This is a genomic window from Caldimonas taiwanensis NBRC 104434 (assembly GCF_001592165.1).
GTDB classification, from domain to species: Bacteria; Pseudomonadota; Gammaproteobacteria; order Burkholderiales; family Burkholderiaceae_C; genus Caldimonas; species Caldimonas manganoxidans.
Genome location: NZ_BCWK01000003.1, coordinates 64,771 through 81,808, shown reverse-complemented (window position 1 = coordinate 81,808; position 17,038 = coordinate 64,771). Strand labels below are relative to the sequence as shown.

At 65.8% G+C, this 17,038-nt stretch carries 15 protein-coding genes; 7 read left to right on the top strand and 8 right to left on the bottom strand.

Annotation, left to right across the window (positions count from 1 at the left end; translation table 11 throughout):
* Positions 1 to 16 precede the first annotated feature (16 nt).
* Positions 17 to 1,408 (top strand): phosphomannomutase/phosphoglucomutase, encoded by a 1,392-nt coding sequence (locus CTA01S_RS03710; protein WP_062192347.1) that lies wholly within the window; start codon positions 17 to 19, stop codon positions 1,406 to 1,408.
* Positions 1,405 to 2,769 (top strand): lipid IV(A) 3-deoxy-D-manno-octulosonic acid transferase, encoded by a 1,365-nt coding sequence (gene waaA / locus CTA01S_RS03705; protein ID WP_062192343.1) that lies wholly within the window; start codon positions 1,405 to 1,407, stop codon positions 2,767 to 2,769. Before CTA01S_RS03710 ends, waaA begins: the two co-directional genes overlap by 4 nt.
* Here the strand turns inward: waaA and CTA01S_RS03700 are convergent.
* Genes CTA01S_RS03700 through CTA01S_RS03680 form a run of 5 tightly spaced genes read right to left on the bottom strand, consistent with a single transcriptional unit; the run spans position 2,725 to position 9,851 of the window.
* Positions 2,725 to 4,083 (bottom strand): TolC family outer membrane protein, encoded by a 1,359-nt coding sequence (locus CTA01S_RS03700; RefSeq protein ID WP_062192340.1) that lies wholly within the window; start codon positions 4,081 to 4,083, stop codon positions 2,725 to 2,727. The two genes, waaA and CTA01S_RS03700, sit on opposite strands and share 45 nt — an antisense overlap.
* Positions 4,084 to 4,107: 24 nt before the next feature.
* Positions 4,108 to 4,773: a protein-L-isoaspartate O-methyltransferase family protein gene (locus CTA01S_RS03695; protein WP_019559276.1), complete on the bottom strand. Its 666-nt coding sequence runs from the start codon at positions 4,771 to 4,773 to the stop codon at positions 4,108 to 4,110.
* 43 nt (positions 4,774 to 4,816) lie between these two features.
* Positions 4,817 to 8,008, bottom strand: a complete 3,192-nt coding sequence (locus CTA01S_RS03690; RefSeq protein WP_062192337.1) for an efflux RND transporter permease subunit — start codon at positions 8,006 to 8,008, stop codon at positions 4,817 to 4,819.
* Positions 8,009 to 8,023: 15 nt separating this feature from the next.
* The gene (locus CTA01S_RS03685; protein WP_062192332.1) at positions 8,024 to 9,169 is read right to left on the bottom strand and encodes an efflux RND transporter periplasmic adaptor subunit; all 1,146 of its coding nucleotides are present in this window, start codon (positions 9,167 to 9,169) and stop codon (positions 8,024 to 8,026) included.
* Positions 9,170 to 9,182: 13 nt separating this feature from the next.
* On the bottom strand, positions 9,183 to 9,851 hold the full coding sequence (locus CTA01S_RS03680; protein ID WP_019559279.1) for a TetR/AcrR family transcriptional regulator: 669 nt from the start codon (positions 9,849 to 9,851) through the stop codon (positions 9,183 to 9,185).
* 151 nt (positions 9,852 to 10,002) lie between these two features.
* On the opposite strand from CTA01S_RS03680, the gene CTA01S_RS03675 reads away from it, so the two are divergent.
* Positions 10,003 to 10,836: an undecaprenyl-diphosphate phosphatase gene (locus tag CTA01S_RS03675; protein ID WP_062192329.1), complete on the top strand. Its 834-nt coding sequence runs from the start codon at positions 10,003 to 10,005 to the stop codon at positions 10,834 to 10,836.
* A 24-nt stretch (positions 10,837 to 10,860) separates the two neighbouring features.
* Here the strand turns inward: CTA01S_RS03675 and trmB are convergent, their stop codons facing one another.
* The 3 genes from trmB to CTA01S_RS03660 form a co-directional block, all read right to left on the bottom strand.
* Positions 10,861 to 11,583 carry a tRNA (guanosine(46)-N7)-methyltransferase TrmB gene (gene trmB, locus CTA01S_RS03670; RefSeq protein WP_062192324.1) on the bottom strand — a complete coding sequence of 241 codons (723 nt, stop codon included), beginning with the start codon at positions 11,581 to 11,583 and terminating at the stop codon, positions 10,861 to 10,863.
* Between the two features lie 79 nt (positions 11,584 to 11,662).
* Positions 11,663 to 12,331 carry a response regulator gene (locus tag CTA01S_RS03665; protein WP_019559282.1) on the bottom strand — a complete coding sequence of 223 codons (669 nt, stop codon included), beginning with the start codon at positions 12,329 to 12,331 and terminating at the stop codon, positions 11,663 to 11,665.
* Between the two features lie 76 nt (positions 12,332 to 12,407).
* Positions 12,408 to 13,388 carry an NADPH:quinone oxidoreductase family protein gene (locus CTA01S_RS03660; RefSeq protein ID WP_019559283.1) on the bottom strand — a complete coding sequence of 327 codons (981 nt, stop codon included), beginning with the start codon at positions 13,386 to 13,388 and terminating at the stop codon, positions 12,408 to 12,410.
* A gap of 131 nt (positions 13,389 to 13,519) precedes the next feature.
* Between CTA01S_RS03660 and surE the strand changes: the two genes are divergently transcribed.
* The 4 genes from surE to rpoS are packed head-to-tail and all read left to right on the top strand — an operon-like array spanning position 13,520 to position 17,032.
* Entirely contained in the window at positions 13,520 to 14,272 is a 753-nt protein-coding gene (gene surE / locus CTA01S_RS03655) for a 5'/3'-nucleotidase SurE (protein WP_062192321.1), read from the top strand.
* Entirely contained in the window at positions 14,269 to 15,069 is an 801-nt protein-coding gene (locus CTA01S_RS03650; protein ID WP_062192636.1) for a protein-L-isoaspartate(D-aspartate) O-methyltransferase, read from the top strand. Before surE ends, CTA01S_RS03650 begins: the two co-directional genes overlap by 4 nt.
* Before the next feature lie 18 nt (positions 15,070 to 15,087).
* Positions 15,088 to 15,990: a peptidoglycan DD-metalloendopeptidase family protein gene (locus CTA01S_RS03645; RefSeq protein WP_062192317.1), complete on the top strand. Its 903-nt coding sequence runs from the start codon at positions 15,088 to 15,090 to the stop codon at positions 15,988 to 15,990.
* Between the two features lie 31 nt (positions 15,991 to 16,021).
* Positions 16,022 to 17,032, top strand: coding sequence for an RNA polymerase sigma factor RpoS (gene rpoS, locus CTA01S_RS03640; RefSeq protein ID WP_062192313.1), 1,011 nt, complete (start codon positions 16,022 to 16,024; stop codon positions 17,030 to 17,032).
* Positions 17,033 to 17,038 lie beyond the last annotated feature (6 nt).

The window sequence follows — 17,038 nt, the reverse complement described above, 5'->3', positions numbered from 1 at the left end:
TCCAGAAGGAGCGTCCGTGCAGCCAGCCGCATCGATCTTCAAGGCCTACGATATCCGTGGCATCGTTGGGAGTACCCTGGACGAGGCCGTGGCCGAACACCTGGGACGAGCCTTTGGCACCGAAGCCCTGGCGCTGGGAGACAAGGCGGTGGCCGTGGGGCGTGACGGACGTTTGTCGGGCCCGTCCCTGTCGGCCGCGTTGATCCGGGGGCTGTGCGCCACCGGGATCGATGTCATCGATCTGGGGGCCGTGACCACGCCGATGAGCTATTACGTGGCGGCCACCCGAGCGCAGCAGGGCTGCCATTCCAGTGTCCAAGTGACCGGCAGCCACAATCCGAAGGACTACAACGGCTTCAAGATGGTGCTGGGCGGTCGCGCCATCCATGGAGAGGACATCCAAGGCTTGCGCCGCCGCATGGAGTTGGAAGACTATGCGCAGGGTCAGGGGACCGTGCACCGGCTGGACGTGTTGCCCGAGTACACCCGGCGTATCGTCAGCGATGTGACCCTGGCCCGCCCGATGAAGATCGTGGTCGATTCGGGCAATGGGATTGCGGGCGCTTCGGCACCGGGCATCTTGCGCGCCCTGGGCTGCGAGGTGATCGAGCTCTACTCGGAGGTGGACGGCCACTTTCCCAACCATCACCCCGACCCGTCCAAGCCCGAGAACCTGGCGGATTTGATCGCTGCGGTGCAAGCGCATGGGGCAGAGCTGGGGCTGGCCTTCGACGGTGACGGCGATCGCCTGGGAGTGGTCACGCGCCAAGGCCACAACATTTTCCCCGACCGCCAGATGATGCTGTTCGCGCGCGACATCCTGCAGCGCAACCCGGGCGCGACGATCATCTACGACGTCAAGTGCAGCCAGCGCCTGGCCCAGGTGATCCGCGAGTCTGGGGGGGTGCCGTTGATGTGGAAGACGGGGCATTCCCTGGTCAAAGCCAAGCTGCGCGAAACCGGCGCCCCGTTCGCAGGGGAGATGAGTGGCCACATCTTCTTCAAGGAGCGTTGGTACGGTTTCGACGACGCGACCTATACCGCCGCGCGGTTGCTGGAAATCCTCAGCCGTCACGACGATCCGAGCGCCGTGCTCGATGCGCTGCCGACCAGCCATAGCACGCCTGAACTCAATATCGCGTGTGCCGAAGGCGAGCACCATCGGCTCATCGAGCAGTTGCGCAAGAAGGCTCGTTTCGAGGGCGCGCGAGAGGTGGTGGATATCGATGGGTTGCGCGCCGAGTACGAGGATGGCTTCGGCCTGGTGCGCGCCTCCAACACCACGCCGGTGCTGGTGCTGCGCTTCGAGGGCTACACGCCGGAAGCCTTGGATCGCATTCGTGAGCAATTTTTGGCCGCGGTGCGTCAGGTCAAGCCCGATGCCCGCATCGGCGGGGCCGCACATTGATCGAGTTGGCAGGTCGTGCGTCCGAGCGCTGGGCTCGGCGGCTTTACTCGGTGGCCCTGTGGCTGCTGCAGCCCTTGTATGTGGCGCGTTTGTGTTGGCGCGCCCGTCGGGAGCCGCTGTATCGACATCGGTTGGCCGAGCGCTTCGGTTGGTATGACGGCCCTGCGCCGCCGCCGGGGGCGGTGTGGTTGCATGCGGTCTCGCTGGGAGAGACGCGCGCGGCGGCCGGGCTGGTGAAGGCGCTCAGAGAGCGTTGCCCGCAGCTGCGTCTGTTGCTGACCCATGCCACGGCTACTGGCCGGCAGGCTGGACAAGCCCTGTTGCAGCCGGGCGACCGTCAGGTCTGGCTGCCCTTCGATACGCCTGGCGCGGTGGCGCGCTTTTTGGCCCATCATCGGCCAGCTCTGGGCTTGTTGATGGAGACCGAGATTTGGCCCAACCTCCAGCATGCGGCGGCGGTCTGCGGGGTGCCGATGGTGCTCGTCAATGCACGATTGAGCGAACGCAGCTTACGGCGCGGACAACGTTTGGGCGTCTTGATGCGCCCGGCAGTGCGCCAACTTCGATGGGCCCTGGCGCAAACGCAGGCCGATGCGCAGCGCCTGCGTGAGGCGGGCGTCGAGCACGTGGAGGTTTGCGGCAATCTGAAGTTCGACATGACGCCTCAGCCCGAGCTTTTGGCTTTGGGACGGGGGTGGCGGGCCGCGTGGGAAGCGGCCGGGCCGCGGCCGGTGGTGCTGGCCGCCAGCACCCGCGAAGGCGAGGAGGCGGCCTTGTTGCGCGCTTGGCAGGCCTTGCCCCAGCCCCGACCGCTGTTGCTGCTGGTGCCTCGGCATCCGCAGCGTTTCGACGAAGTGGCCGCACTGGTGCAGGCCGCAGGCCTGGATTTGGTGCGCCGCTCCTCGTGGGGGGCGCAGCGGCCCGAGGCGTCGGCCGGCCGAGCCGACGTGTGCTTGGGCGACAGCCTGGGAGAGATGCCCGCGTACTATGCCGCAGCCGATGTGGCCTTGCTCGGCGGCAGCTTCGAACCGCTGGGAGGACAAAATCTGATCGAGGCCGCCGCCTGCGGCTGCCCGATCGTGATGGGGCCTCACACCTTCAATTTTGCCGAGGCGGCGGAGCTGGCCTGGCAGGCCGGGGCGGCCTGTCGGGTCCAGACGTTGTCACAGGGGGTTCAGGAAGCCGTCGCTTTGGCCGTCGACTCTGGGCGGCGCGAGGACATGGCCACGCGGGCCCGCCGCTTTGCCGCTGCCCACCGGGGGGCAGCGCAGCGCATGGCCGAGCGCGTGCTCGGCCTGCTCCTCCCCACAGCAGACTCAGCGCGCCAACAGGTCGTTGATCGAGGCCAGATCGTCGGGTGAGAGCACGCCAGCGGCTTGGCGCAAGCGCAGGTGGCCCAAGAGCACGTCGTAGCGAGCGCGAGCCAGGTCGCGCTGCGTGGAGAAAAGCTGCGTCTGGGCGTTGAGCACATCCAGATTGACGCGCACCCCGACGCGGTAGCCCGTCTGTGTGGCTTCCAATGCCAGCTTGGAGGACGCCTCTGCCGCTTCCAGGGCTTGCACTTGGGCTTGCAACGACAGCACGCCCAGGTAGGCTTGGCGGGTCCCCAGCGTGACCCCGCGCCGCGCCGCCTCCAGGTCGTTGCGTGCTTTTTCTTCCAACGAGAGCGTTTCCTTGACCCGGTTCTGGACGGCAAAACCGGCGAACAACGGCAAGTTGAACTGCACGCCGACACTGGCGGTGCTGCTGTTGCCAGCCGTGCGTTGGGCCTCATAGAGCGAGCCGTTGTTGCGATTGCGCGCCAGCGAGCCGACCAGGTCCACCGTGGGCAAATGGCCGGCACGGGCCTTGTCGGTTTCCAGCCGGGCGATCTCGTAGGCCAAGGCTGCACGTCGCACCGCGGGAGCGTCGAGCGCACGTGCGACCCAGGCCTCGGGGTCGGCGGGCTCCACCGAGGGCAGGACCACTGGCGTGGCCAAGGGTTTGGGCGTGACACCTTGGCGGCCGACGAGCTGATCCAGCGCCAGCTGGCGCGTGCGCAGGGTGTTTTCGGCCGCCAGTTCTTGGGCGCTGGCCAGGTCGAAGCGGGCCTGGGCTTCCCGGGTGTCGGTGATCGTGGCCGTGCCCACTTCGAAATTGCGCCGCGCCGAGGCCAGTTGTTCGGCGATGGCGGTTTTGTTGGCCCGTGCGGTATTGAGCGCGTCTTGCGCGGCCAGCACGTCGAAATAGGCCTGGGCCACGCGCACGATCAGATCTTGTTCGGCTTGGATGAGGTCGGCGCGGGAGATGTCCAGGGCCTTGTCGGCCTGATCGATGCTCACCGCGTTGGTGCGGTTGAACAGCGGCTGACGGGCCTGTAGCGCCAGCTGATGGGCCGTGCCAGAGACGTCCGGGCCCAGGGCTGGATCGGCCTCGGTGCGAGTGCTCGAGGCACCCAACCCCACGGTGGGCAGCCGCAGCGCGCCGGCCTGCGCGGCACGGAATCGTGCCGACTCGGCCTGGGCGCGGGCCGCCAGGTAAGTGGCGTCATATTGGCGGGCGGCCTCGTAGATCTCGACCAAACTTTGCGCCCCGGCTGGAAAGGTCCACACCAGGCTCAACCCAAGCACGAAAGGGCGCAGACGGGACAGTCGGTGTGTCGCGCAGGCCAGCGCGAAGCGGGGACGCAGAGGCATGGAAGGTCCTTCTCGTTGCAGGGGTCAGAAGCGGAACCGGGATGGCTCGTCGAAGCCTTGCAGACGGGGAGCCACGGTGTCGAAGACCTCGACACTGCGGAACTCGTGTTCGCCGGTGCGCGTGACGATGACCGCGCGCATCACGGGCTCATGGCCGACGATGGCGGCGAGCCGGCCGCCGATCTTGAGCTGTGACAGCAGCTGTTGCGGCACTTGGGCCACCGAGCCCGAAGCCAAGATCGCGTCGAAAGGCCCCTCGGCCAACGTGAGCTTGGATCCGTCACCATGGCGGACCTCGACGTTGTGGATGGCCGCGCGGCGCAGATTCTCGGCGGCCATGCGGGCCAGCTCGGGATGGATTTCCAGCGTCAGCACGCGCTGGGCCTTGTGGGCCAGCAAGGCGGCCATGTAGCCCGAGCCAGCGCCGATCTCCAGGACCTTCTCGTGCTTACCCAGAGCCAATTCCTGCAGCAGCCGGGCTTCGACCTTGGGCTGTAGCATGCACATGCCCCGCGCTCCGCCTTCCAGCAGAGGCACTTCCATGTCGACGAACGCCAGGGAGCGATAAGCGGCTGGCACGAAGTCCTCGCGGCGCACCACCGACAGCAAGGACAGCACCGACGGATCCAGCACCTCCCAGGGGCGGATCTGCTGTTCGATCATGTTGAAGCGGGCTTGTTCGATGTTCATGGACGGGTCCTTGTCCGGGACGAGGCTAGGGAAGGTCCGGATTTTATTTCGGCACTGCGTTGGCGCTGGCCTCCTCGGGCAGTGGGGAGCGGCCAAGCTTGCGGCGGATCCAAGCGGCCAGATCGTCGAGATAGCAGTAAATGACGGGCACGACGACCAGGGTGAGCAAGGAGGACGTGACCACCCCGCCGATCACCGCTTGGCCCATCGGGGCGCGTTGCTCGGCGCCTTCGGACAAGGCGAAGGCCAGCGGCACCATGCCGAAGACCATGGCCAGTGTGGTCATCAAGATCGGGCGCAGGCGCACGCGCGCGGCCATCATCAGGGCGTCCTCGCGGTCGAGTCGGCGACCTTCCAGTCCTTCGGCGCCATGGCCTGAGCGCGCCCGGTTGGCGAAGTCCACCAACAAAATCGCGTTCTTGGTGACCAAGCCCATCAGCATGATGACGCCGATGATGGAGAACATGTTCAGCGTCGAGCCGAACATCAGCAAGATGAGCACCACGCCAATGAGCGTGAGCGGCAGTGAGGACATCAGCGCGATGGGCTGCACGAAGCTCTTGAACTGCGAGGCCAGGATCATGTAGATGAAGATCACGGCCAGGCCCAGCGCCGACAGTGCGTACGAGAAGGATTCCTGCATGTCGCGCGTGGAGCCGCCGAAGTTGATCCGGTAGCCCGCTGGCAACGCCATGGACTCGATGGCGCGCCGGATGTCGGCCGACACTTCGCCCAGTGAGCGTCCCGACACGTTCGCGGTGATCTCGACCTCGCGGCGAAGATCGCGACGGTTGATCTGGCTCGGACCCACCGAGGGCACGAGGTCGGCCACTTGCGCCAAACGCACGATGCGGGCACTGCCATCGGCGTTCTGACCCACGGTCAAGCCCAAGGCGGCCAGATCGTCGGCTTGCTGCCGCGCCTGTGGCGCCAGCCGGACCTTCACATCATAGATCTCGTCGTCTTCGGCGCGCCAGTTGCCCACGGTTTGCCCGGCCACCAGGGCTCGCAAGGTCGAGGTGATCGCCCCCACGCTTAAGCCCAGGTCGGAGGCCGCTTCGCGGCGCACCTGCACGTTCACCGTGGGCTTGTTGGGCTTCATGCTGGTGTCCAAGTCCACCAGGCCCGGGATGGTGCGCAAACGTTCGAGCAAGGCTTGTGTTTGACGCTGCAGCTCCTGCAAGTCGTTGCCTTGCAACGACAGCGAGATGGGTTTTTGTCCGCCGACGGCATCGAGCAAGCCCACATGGGTCACGGTGATGCCAGGCACCGATGCCAAACGTTCTCGCAGCGGCACCGACATTTGGTCGACGTTGCGTTCACGCTGGTGGCGATCGACCAACCTCACGAAGAGGTTGGCCTGGTTCTTGTCCGGCGCCGAGCCGGTGTTGATGGTGGCCACCGTGTAACGTACCTCAGGGAACTCACGCAAGATCGCATCGACTTGCCGCGCCTTGGCCTCGGTGGCCTCCAGTGACGAGCCGGCGGGCGTGTAGAAGCTCACATTGGTGTCGCCAAAGTCGGCCTTCGGCACGAACTCGGTGCCCAGCAAAGGCACCAGCGCAAAGCTCAGGACCAAGCTGGCTGCGGCAATGCCCATCGTGGCTGCCTTGTGCCGCAGCGACCAGGCCAAGATCCGCTGGTAGGCCTCACCAAGCCCATGCGAGAAGCGATCCATCGCTGCGGTCAGCCGGCCCAGGGTGCGGTCATACAGGCTTTTCGGTCCATCGTCGCGGCGCATGACCGCCGGGTCGTGCCACACGCTGGACAGCATCGGGTCCAGGGTGAAGCTCACGAACATCGAGATCAGCACGGCGGCCACCATCGTGATGCCGAACTCGTGGAAGAACTTGCCGATGATGCCGCCCATGAAGCCAATGGGCAGGAAGACGGCCACGATGGACAAGGTGGTCGCCAGCACGGCCAAGCCGATTTCGTTGGTGCCGTCCAGCGCCGCCTCGCGCGGCCCCTTGCCCATCTGCATGTGCCGCACGATGTTCTCGCGCACCACGATGGCATCGTCGATCAGCAGACCCACGCACAGACTCAGCGCCATCAGGGTAACCATGTTGATCGAAAAGCCGAAGGCGTGCATCACACCGAAGGTGCCGATCAGCGCGATCGGCAACGTCAGGCCGGTGATGACGGTGGAGCGCCAAGAATTCAGGAAGAGAAAAACGATGGCCACCGTGAGCACCGCGCCTTCGATCAGCGTCTGACGCACGTTTTTGACCGCCACGCGGATTGGCCGTGAGCTGTCGGTGACCACCTCCAGGGCCATGCCCTGGGGCAGCTCGCCGCGCAGCTCGTTCACCACGCGGTTCAGTCCATCGACCACTTCGATGGTGTTTTCTCCTTGCGCCTTCAGCACGGTCAGCGCCAGGGTTCGTTGCCCGTTGTACAGCGCCAAAGTTTCGAGTTCTTGAGGGCCATCAACGATATCGGCGACTTGGCCCAAAGTGACCGGCACGCTGCCGCCTGGGCCGCGACGCGCCACGATGATGCGGGCGAAATCCTCGGGCCGTTGGATGCGCGCGGTGATCTGAACCACTCGTTCGGACTCGCGCGAACGCAAGGCGCCGGCCGGCAAGTCGCGGTTGTCGGTGCGCACTGCATTGAGCACCTGATCCACGGTCACCCCCAGCGCTTCCATGGCTTGCGGGCGCAGGTAAATATTGACCTCTCGGCGAACTTCGCCCACCAGCGACACCGAGCCCACCCCGGGCACGTTTTCCAGGCGCTTCTTCAACGTCTGGTCCGCGTAAGTGCTCAGCTCCAGCGCGCTGCGCGAGCCGTCTGGAGAGGTCAGGGCGAGGATGTAGACGGGGCGGGCCGAGGGGTCGAAGCGCAGCACACGCGGCTCTTCGACCTCCTCGCGCAGCGACGGGCGCAGGATGGAGAGCTTCTCACGCACATCGTCAGCGGCACGACGGTCGTCCACATCGAGGTTGAACTCGATGATGACCACCGAGCGGCTGTCATAGGAGCGCGAGTACAGCTTTTTGATGCCGGCGATCGAGTTGACGGCCTCCTCGACCTTGCGTGTCACCTCGGTCTCGACGATCTCAGGCGAGGCGCCTGGATAGTCGACCTGAACCACGACGATGGGAAACTCGATGTCAGGGAATTGGTCGACCTTGAGCCTTTGATAAGAGAACAGGCCCAAGACGACGAAGGCCAGCATGACCATCGTGGCCATGACGGGGTTGGCGATCGAGACGCGGGTGAACCACATACAGGGGGCCGTGCCTCAGCGTTGCTGGAGAGGGTCCAAGGCGGTCAAGCGCGCGCGCACGCCCTCGCGCACGGCGCCCACCGAAGCGGACAACACCTGTTCGTCTTCGCTCAAGCCGGAGCGGATCTCCACGATTCGCTGGCCGTCGGCGGTCGACCCTGATTCGCCCACGAGCACGTCGCGCCGCTCGATGCGGCCCTCGTGCAACACCAGGACGAAGGATCGACCCTGGTCGTGTCGGACCGCCGACTCCGGCACGGCCAGCGCCTGCCTCGAGGCCCACTCGATATGGCCGGTGGCGAACATGCCATGCCGCAGCGCCGGATGGGCTTGCACGGCCAGATAGACCGGCACGGCCCGGGTACCGGCTTGCGTGCTGGGGTTGATGCGCGCCACGGTGGCCTCTATGGATTCGCTCAGACCATCCACGCGCAAGCGCGCCCGAGCGCCCACACGCAGCTCGACGACTTCGTCGGCGCGCACGGCGGCTTCCAACTCCAAGCGCGAAAGATCGACGATTTCGACGATGCGGGCCTCCACACCGACGCGCTCGCCGGGTTGGGCGCTGCGCATCGACACCTGGCCCGCGATCGGCGCGCGCAGCACGGTGTCGTCCAGCGCCTTGCGAGCCAGATCCACACCGGCCTGCGCCTGCTGCACCGCGGCGCGGGCCGCCGCGGCATTGAGCATCGAGGTCTCCAGCGCGTTGCGCGAGATGAAACCCTGGTCGGCCAGCGCTCGGTTGTTGGCCAAGGTGCGCTCGGCGATGTCGAGTTGCGCTTGCGCGGAGGCGGCTTGCTCCAACGCTTGCCGCAGCCGAGCGGCATATTCGGTGGGGTCGATGCGTCCCAACACTTGACCTGCACGTACCGCTTCGCCCTCCCGGACCTCGAGCGATCGCAACTCGCCGGCGACCTTGGCCTTGACCTGCGCGGTGTGCACGGCCTTGAGGGTGCCGGAGATCGCGATGCGCCGGCTCATGTCCTGGCGTTGCACCTTCACCAGGTCGGTTGGGGCCAGTTCCACCAAAGACACGACCGTCGCAGCCGCAGGAGCGAGAGCCTGGCGCGCTTTGACCGCGCGGATCACGCCCAAGACCAGGCCCAGCAGCAGCAGACCCAGAATCAACCAAGGCAAAGTGCGCCGGATGTGGTGGTTCATCGGTGGACTCGCATCAAGACGAAGCGGTGGGGCGACGCAGGCCGTGCAGCATCAGGTCGATGTGATTGAGGATGAAGGCCCGAGGATCTTGTGTGGCGATGTCTCCAGAGCAGGCAGCGATCGAGTGCTTGTGCAGACACAGCATGAGCATCGGGAAGATCAGGGCATGCGCGGTGTCCTCCAGCGGCACGGGGCGGAATTCCCCGCGATCGATGCCCCGCTGCAACACGGCCTTGAGCAAGCGCCGCCCCGGCTCGATCACCTCAGCGGTGTAGAACTCCGAGAACTCGGGGAAGTTGCGCATCTCGGTGATGATGAGTTTGAAGATGCCCGAGGCCTGCGTCTCTCCGACCCGCTCCCACCACCCCAACGCGAGCACACGCAGCAACTCATCGGTGGGGCCGCTGAACTGGGCCGCGATGTCGCCGCCTTGGGCGATCGACAGCGACAAGTTGTGGCGGATCACGGCCTTGAGCAATTCCACCTTGCTGGGGTAATAAAGGTAGACGGTGCCCTTGGACACGCCGGCGCGACTGGCGACGTCTTCCATCTTGCTTGCCGCAAACCCCCGTTCGACGAAAACCTCCAGGGCTGCATCCAGCAGCTCCTGCGGGCGTGCTTCCTTGCGGCGTTTGCGGATCGGTTCGGCCGGGGCGTGTTCCCCTGGCGTGGATCTGGGCATGGCGGAAATACTGACTCTTGAGTCAGTAATGTAGCCCCCCGGAGCCGGTGGGTCAAGCCGCAGCGGCCTTCCCAGAGGGCTTCGGTTGTGCACTGGGCGCCGCTATGATGCCGGCCTGCCCGATCGCGGGTCTTGGAGCAAAGGATCGGTCTTGGAGTTCGAACTGTGGTGGAAAGCGGCCCTGATGGGCCTTGTCGAGGGACTGACGGAGTTTTTGCCGATTTCGTCCACAGGACACCTGATCCTCACTGGCTCCTTGTTGGGGTGGACCGGGGAGAAGATCAAAGTCTTCGAAGTCGTGATCCAAGTCGGCGCGATCCTGGCGGTGTGTTCGGTCTATGCCTCCAAGCTGCGTGAGGTGGTCTTGGGCCTGCCGCGAGGCGAGGCACAGGCTCGGCGTTTCTTCATCAACATGCTCTTGGGGTTTGCGCCAGCTGCCCTGATGGGGGTGATGTTGGCCGATCTCATCAAGGGGCTGCTGTTCAACCCGATCGTCGTGGCGCTGGGCTTCATCGTGGGCGGCATCATCATCCTGTGGGCCGAACGCCGGCAGCACGATGGGCGCCATGTGCTCATCCACGAGGCCGATCAAGTGGGCTGGCGCGATGCTCTGAAGGTCGGACTGGTACAGTGCCTGGCGCTCATTCCGGGGACCAGCCGATCCGGGGCCACCATCATCGGCGGCATGTTGCTGGGCCTGTCGCGCAAGGCGGCCACGGAGTTCAGTTTCTTCCTCGCCATCCCGATGATCGTGGGGGCGGCCGTCTATGACCTCGTGCGGCACCGGCATCTGCTGTCGGCCTCCGATGGGCCCTGGTTCGCCGTGGGCTTGGCGGTGTCGTGGCTGTCGGCCTGGCTGTGCGTGCGCTGGTTGCTGCACTTCGTCGCGCGTCACAGCTTCGTCATGTTCGCCTGGTACCGCATTGCCTTTGGCATGCTCGTGCTGGTGACTGCCTGGGCGGGCTGGGTGGAGTGGCGGGCGTGAGGGTGGGCGCTGGGCGCGGTGGCTTCACAGCCGGGTGAACACCAAATCCCACACGCCATGGCCCAGGCGCAAGCCGCGTTGCTCGAACTTGGTCATCGGTCGATAGGCGGGGCGCTCGGCGTAGGTCTGTGCCGTGTTGCGCAGGGTGGGTTCGGCACTGAGCACCTCCAACATCTGCTCGGCATAGGGCTGCCAGTCCGTGGCGCAATGCACGTAGCCGCCGCTGGTCAATCGCGAGGCCAACAGCGCCACCAGAGGGGGCTGAATGAGCCGGCGTTTGTGGTGCCGTTTTTTGTGCCAAGGGTCGGGGAAGAACACATGCACGCCGGCCAGGCTGCCCGGGGCGATCATGTGCTGGAGCACTTCGATGGCATCGTGTTGCACGATGCGGACATTGTCCAGCCCGAGCTCGCCGATGCGCTTGAGCAGCGCGCCCACGCCGGGCTCGTGCACCTCACAGCCGAGAAAGTTCGTGTGCGGCAGGGTTTGGGCGATCTGGGCCGTGGCTTCCCCCATGCCGAAGCCGATTTCCAACACGGTCGGGGCGGCTCGCCCGAACGTGGCGGCCAGATCCAGCGGCTCTGGACGGTAGGGCAGCATGAAGCGCGGGCCCCAGGTGGCCAGCGCGCGTGCCTGAGCCTCGGTGGTGCGGCCGCCGCGCTTGACATAGCTGCGCACCCCGGGCCGCAGGACCGGGCTGGCCTCGTCCGAGGTTTCGAAGGGGGGAGGGGAGCTGGCGGGTTTCATCGGGGCGGCATTCTAAGGGCCTGAGTCGAAGCGCCCGAGGGCTTGACGGGCCGCTGCCCCGCCGGGGCCCGCCTGCGGCTCAGGCCATGCCGGCTTTGGGCTGGGTGCTCAGTTTGAGCTTGCGATAGATCGACTTGATGTGGTCGTTCACCGATAACCAGCGGATTCCCATCAACCCGGCGATTTCTTTGACCGTGAAGCCTTTGCTGAGATAAGTGAGCACCTCGTTCTCACGGGGCGTCAGGCTTTCACCGTCCGGTGCGGTTGGCGGCCCATCCAGCGGGGGGCGACCGGAATCCCCGAACTGGGAGTGACTGAAGCCGGTTTCGCGGAAGTGGCTGAGCAGCCGCCGCGCAATCGCCGGTGACAGCGGCGGCTGGCCACGCACGATGCGTTGCAACTCCTCGACCAGGACCTCGAAACGGTCTTCTTTGAGGAGGTAGCCGTCGGCGCCGAGTTGCAGGGCCGGGAAGAGATGCTCGTCATCCGCATACAGGGTGGTCACGACCTTCAGGGCCGGATGTCCGGCGATCTCGCCCAACAGATCCAAACCGCTGCCGTCGGGCAGTTCCAGGCTGATCAGCACCAGACCGACGTCGTTTCCCTCTTGCGACAACGCATGGTGTGCGGCGTGAAGGTCGCCTGCCTCGCGGATGTCCAGCGCATCGCTGAAACTGTCGCGCACCACCCGAGCCAGAAAGCTCCGCGTCATCGGGTTGTCTTCGACGATCAGCACAGGGATGGCCATGGCACGCACATGCAGGCGAATGAACGGACGCCATGGTAGCCCAGGCGCGCGCGCCGCCCCACCCTCGGATGAAGGGTCAGCCCGCGTTGGTCAGCACCAGCTTGCCTCGCACCTGCCTGGCTGCCATCAACTCGAAGGCTCGGGGCAGTTCGGTCATGGGCAGCTGGTGCTCGATCACCGGACGGATTTTCCCCTGGGCATACCACGTCGCAAGCTCGGCCAGCGCTTGGGCATTGCGGGCAGGCTCGCGGCGTGCGAACTCTCCCCAGAACACGCCCACGATGGAGGCCCCTTTGAGCAACGCCAGGTTCAGAGGCAGGGACGGGATGGTGCCCTGCGCGAAGCCGATGACCAGATAGCGCCCGCGCCAGCCGATGGAGCGGAAGGCGGGCTCTGCCAAGTCGCCGCCCACAGGGTCGTAGATCACATCGGGGCCCTGCCCCCCGGTGAGGGTCTTGATTTCCTCGCGCAAGTTGGCCGTGCCGTAATTGATCGTGGCATCGGCGCCAATCTCACGGCATAGCGCGCATTTCTCGTCCGACGACGCCGCTGCGATCACGCGGGCTCCGGCGGCCTTGGCGATCTGGATGGCCGCCGTGCCCACGCCGCCGGCCGCACCCAGCACCAGCACCGTTTCGCCCGCTCGCAGTGCAGCGCGATCCATCAGCGCGTGATGGCTGGTGCCGTACGTGCACAAGAAAGCGGCCGCATCGGGAAAACTGAAGCCAGGCGGCAAGGGCATGACGAGCGAGGCCGGTACGCAGGCATGGGTGCCGAAGCCGCCCAGGCCCCCGAAGGCGGCCACGGCATCGCCAGGCCGAAGTTGCGTGACGCCTTCGCCCACCGCATCGACCACGCCGGAAAATTCCGAGCCCGGCACGAAAGGCACGGGGGGCTTGACCTGGTACTTGTTTTGTACGATCAACAGATCCGGAAAGTTCAAGCTGGCTGCTCGGATCGCCACCCGGACTTCTCCCTTCTTGGGTTCAGGGGTGGGCACTTCTTTCCAGGTGAGGGCTTGCGGGCCGATGGGGTTGTCGCAAATCCAGGCATGCATGTCGTGTCTCCTCGAGGGTGCGCAGGGCGCTTGTCGCAAGTTGTTGTCGCAAGGGCGCTGTCATGATCCATGATAAGCATGCAAGCCTGCCCAACGCGTCACCGACGTGACGTGTCCCTACAATGCCTGCCATGCGCATCTTGATTGCCAATGACGACGGCTACCTCGCCCCGGGGCTGCAGGCCCTGGTCGAGGCCTGCCGGGATCTGGGTGAGATCCATGTGGTGGCTCCCGAGCAAAACGCCAGTGCGACATCCAATGCGCTGACGATCCACCGCCCGTTGAGCGTGTTCATGTCCTCCCAGGGCTATCACGTGGTCAATGGCACCCCCTCGGACTGCGTGCATGTCGCCCTGACGGGCATCTTGTCACAGCGGCCCGATCTGGTCGTCTCGGGCATCAACAACGGCGCGAACATGGGCGAGGACACCTTGTATTCCGGCACCGTCGCTGCGGCCATGGAGGGCTATCTGTTTGGGATTCCGGCCATTGCGTTTTCCCTGGTGGACAAGGGTTGGCATCACTTGGGGACGGCCGCCCGTGTGGCTCGGGAGTTGGTGCAGCAAGCGCTGACGCGCCCGATGACGTCTGGCCCTTATCTGCTCAGCGTGAACATTCCCAACCGTCCCTATGAAGCGCTGACCGGCCGCGAAATCTGCCGCCTTGGGCGCCGTCATGCCAGTGCGGGGGTCATTCGGCAGACCAATCCTCGTGGTGAGCCGATCTACTGGATCGGGCCGGCCGGCGACGCACGTGAGGCCGGTGAGGGCACCGATTTCCATGCCATCGCGCAAGGGCGGGTTTCGATCACACCCCTGCAGTTCGACCTGACCGACCATGCGGCAGCGCCGGCGTGGCGCCAGTGGCTGGCGGAGGGCGGATGAGGCGGCCGCGCCATTTCCCGCTCAGTCTGGATCGGCTGAGCCGCGGCCATGCTCCGGCTCCCCGTGCGGCCGATGGTTTGCTGCGCCCGCAAGGGCCCGTGCGGGCCGCGGCGCTGGATCAGCGCCGCCAGGCCGTGCCGGTGGGGCTGGGGCTGGACTCCGACCTGGTGCGCCGTCGCATGGTCGAGCGCTTGCGGGCTCAAGGAGTGCGCGACGAGCATGTGCTGGCGGCCATGCTGCAGGTGCCACGGCACCGGTTCGTCGATTCGGCCCTGGCCAACCAGGCCTACGAAGACACCAGCTTGCCGATCGGTTTGCAACAAACCATCTCCAAACCTTCCGTCGTGGCGCGCATGATCGAGCTGATGATGGGGGGGCGTTCACCGCAGAGTCTCGGTCGGGTGCTCGAAATCGGCACCGGCTGCGGTTATCAGGCGGCGGTGCTCAGTCTGCTGGCGCGTCAAGTCGTCTCGATCGAGCGCTTGCGGCCGCTGCACGACAAAGCCCGTGAACTCCTGGCCCCTTTGCGGCATCACAATCTGCGCCTGGTGTATGGTGATGGCATGCTCGGGCACGCCCCGAATGCTCCTTATGACGGCATCATTGCCGCCGCCGGTGGTGCGCAACTGCCTCAGGCCTGGCTCGACCAACTGGCCCCTGGCGGCCGTTTGGTGGCTCCGATGCTCACCCCTGCGGGCGGCCAGGTCCTGGTGTTGATCGAGCATCGTGACGGGCGTTATGTGCGCACGGAGCACGAGCCCGTTCACTTCGTCCCCTTAAAATCAGGCACGACCTGAACACTCGAAAAGGAAGTCATGAATTTCCGCCTCGCAGGCCGTTCATGGAGGGTATGGAGCACGTGCGTCGCGGCAGCGGTGCTGTTGTCCGCCTGCGCCTCGCCTCTGCATCGGGCGCCGGTCGAAGAGCGCAATCTCACCGGCTCTGTCGGCGCAGCACCATCATCTCCCAATGGCCAGGCGACGCCGGCCGCGCCGGCGGCCCATCCCCATGCCGGTCAACCGGGTTACTACACCGTCAAGCCTGGCGACACTTTGATCCGCGTGGGCCTGGAGACCGGCCAGAGCTGGCGCGACATCATGCAGTGGAATCAACTCGAGAACCCCAACGTTCTCGAGGTCGGGCAAGTCTTGCGCGTGGTGCCGCCGACGGCCGATGCGACGGTGGCTTCCACCAAGCCGGTCGGCGTGGCGCGGGTCGAATCTCGCCCCTTGGAGGCGCGCGCTGCGGCGGCGGCCTCGGCACCGCCCAGTGCGACGTCCGCACCGGCCCCCTCCAGTCCGCCGCAGCCTGCTGCGGCGCCGGTGGCTTCGGGGCAGGCGCGTGAAGTCGACGACATCCTGTGGACCTGGCCGGCCGCCGGGTCGGTCATCGCAGGCTTTGACGAGACGCGCAACAAGGGCTTGGGCATTGCCGGCAAGCCTGGCGATCCGGTGTTCGCAGCGGCCGATGGCAAAGTGGTGTATGCGGGCTCGGGGCTGCGTGGCTACGGCAACCTCGTGATCGTCAAACACAGCAACAGCTACCTCACGGCCTATGCGCACAACCAGGCCTTGCTCGTCAAGGAAGACCAAACCGTGCGGCGTGGCCAGAAGATCGCCGAGATGGGCTCCACCGATGCCGATCGGGTGAAGCTCCACTTCGAGATTCGCAAGGAAGGCAAGCCGGTCGATCCGGCTCGCTATTTGCCACCGCGCTGAAGACATCGCCCCGCCTGTCGGAGATGGCCCCATGACCAGGAAGCGTGTCGAGTCCAACGGACATGCCGAACCTGGAGGCGAAGGGGAAGACGGTGCGCGCGCAGACGACATCCCGCCCATCCATGATCTGCCCGTCGAGGGCTCGCCTTCGGCCGAGGGCCTGGCCGACCGTGAGTTCGAGGTCGGCGAGTCCGAGGTGGGCAACACCTTGCAGAGCTACCTGCGCGAGATCCGCCGTACTCCGCTGCTGAGCCCGGAAGAGGAATTTGCCACCGCCACCCGTGCCCGCGAAGGGGACTTCCAGGCTCGCCAGGCGATGATCGAGCACAACCTGCGCCTGGTGGTGAGCATTGCCAAGAATTACCTCGGTCGCGGCCTGCCGATGACCGATCTGATCGAGGAAGGCAACCTCGGACTCATGCACGCCATCGGCAAGTTCGAACCGGAGCGGGGGTTCCGCTTTTCCACCTACGCGTCCTGGTGGATCCGCCAGAGCATCGAGCGCGCCATCATGCACCAGGCCCGTCTGGTGCGCTTGCCGGTGCATGTCGTGCGCGACCTCAATCAAGTGCTCAAGGCACGCCGGCAAATCGAAGCCCACCAAGATCGCCTGGGCGACGGGGATCGCCCTGTCCGAGTCGAAGACGTCGCGGCGCTGTTGGGGCGACCCGTGCAAGAGGTGGCCGAGCTGCTCAAGCTTGCGGAGACGCCGACCTCCCTCGATGCCCCGTTGGAGCGTGACGCGACCGAATCGATGATCGACATGGTGGCCGACGAGCAAGCCACCGATCCGATGGGGCTGGCGTTGCACCATGAAGTCGAGCAGCTGCTCGACACTTGGCTGCAAGACCTCAGCGAGCGGGAACGCGAGGTGCTGACGGGCCGTTATGGCTTGCATGACCGCGACCCCGAGACCTTGGAGGTGCTGGCCGAGCGTCTGGGCCTCACGCGCGAGCGCATCCGACAGATCCAGCAGGAGGCGCTGGTCAAACTCAAGCGTCGCATGATGCGGCAGGGCGTGGACCGCGATTCGATCTTTTGACGATCC

Bases quoted from the DNA above. Each gene is read 5' to 3' on its own strand.
- CTA01S_RS03700 (WP_062192340.1), bottom strand. From the start codon at position 4,083: ATGCCTCTGCGTCCCCGCTTCGCGCTGGCCTGCGCGACACACCGACTG.
- CTA01S_RS03645 (WP_062192317.1), top strand. From the start codon at position 15,088: ATGAATTTCCGCCTCGCAGGCCGTTCATGGAGGGTATGGAGCACGTGC.
- surE (WP_062192321.1), top strand. From the start codon at position 13,520: ATGCGCATCTTGATTGCCAATGACGACGGCTACCTCGCCCCGGGGCTG.
- CTA01S_RS03660 (WP_019559283.1), bottom strand. From the start codon at position 13,388: ATGCATGCCTGGATTTGCGACAACCCCATCGGCCCGCAAGCCCTCACC.
- rpoS (WP_062192313.1), top strand. From the start codon at position 16,022: ATGACCAGGAAGCGTGTCGAGTCCAACGGACATGCCGAACCTGGAGGC.
- CTA01S_RS03680 (WP_019559279.1), bottom strand. From the start codon at position 9,851: ATGCCCAGATCCACGCCAGGGGAACACGCCCCGGCCGAACCGATCCGC.
- CTA01S_RS03665 (WP_019559282.1), bottom strand. From the start codon at position 12,331: ATGGCCATCCCTGTGCTGATCGTCGAAGACAACCCGATGACGCGGAGC.
- trmB (WP_062192324.1), bottom strand. From the start codon at position 11,583: ATGAAACCCGCCAGCTCCCCTCCCCCCTTCGAAACCTCGGACGAGGCC.
- CTA01S_RS03650 (WP_062192636.1), top strand. From the start codon at position 14,269: ATGAGGCGGCCGCGCCATTTCCCGCTCAGTCTGGATCGGCTGAGCCGC.
- CTA01S_RS03685 (WP_062192332.1), bottom strand. From the start codon at position 9,169: ATGAACCACCACATCCGGCGCACTTTGCCTTGGTTGATTCTGGGTCTG.
- CTA01S_RS03690 (WP_062192337.1), bottom strand. From the start codon at position 8,008: ATGTGGTTCACCCGCGTCTCGATCGCCAACCCCGTCATGGCCACGATG.
- CTA01S_RS03695 (WP_019559276.1), bottom strand. From the start codon at position 4,773: ATGAACATCGAACAAGCCCGCTTCAACATGATCGAACAGCAGATCCGC.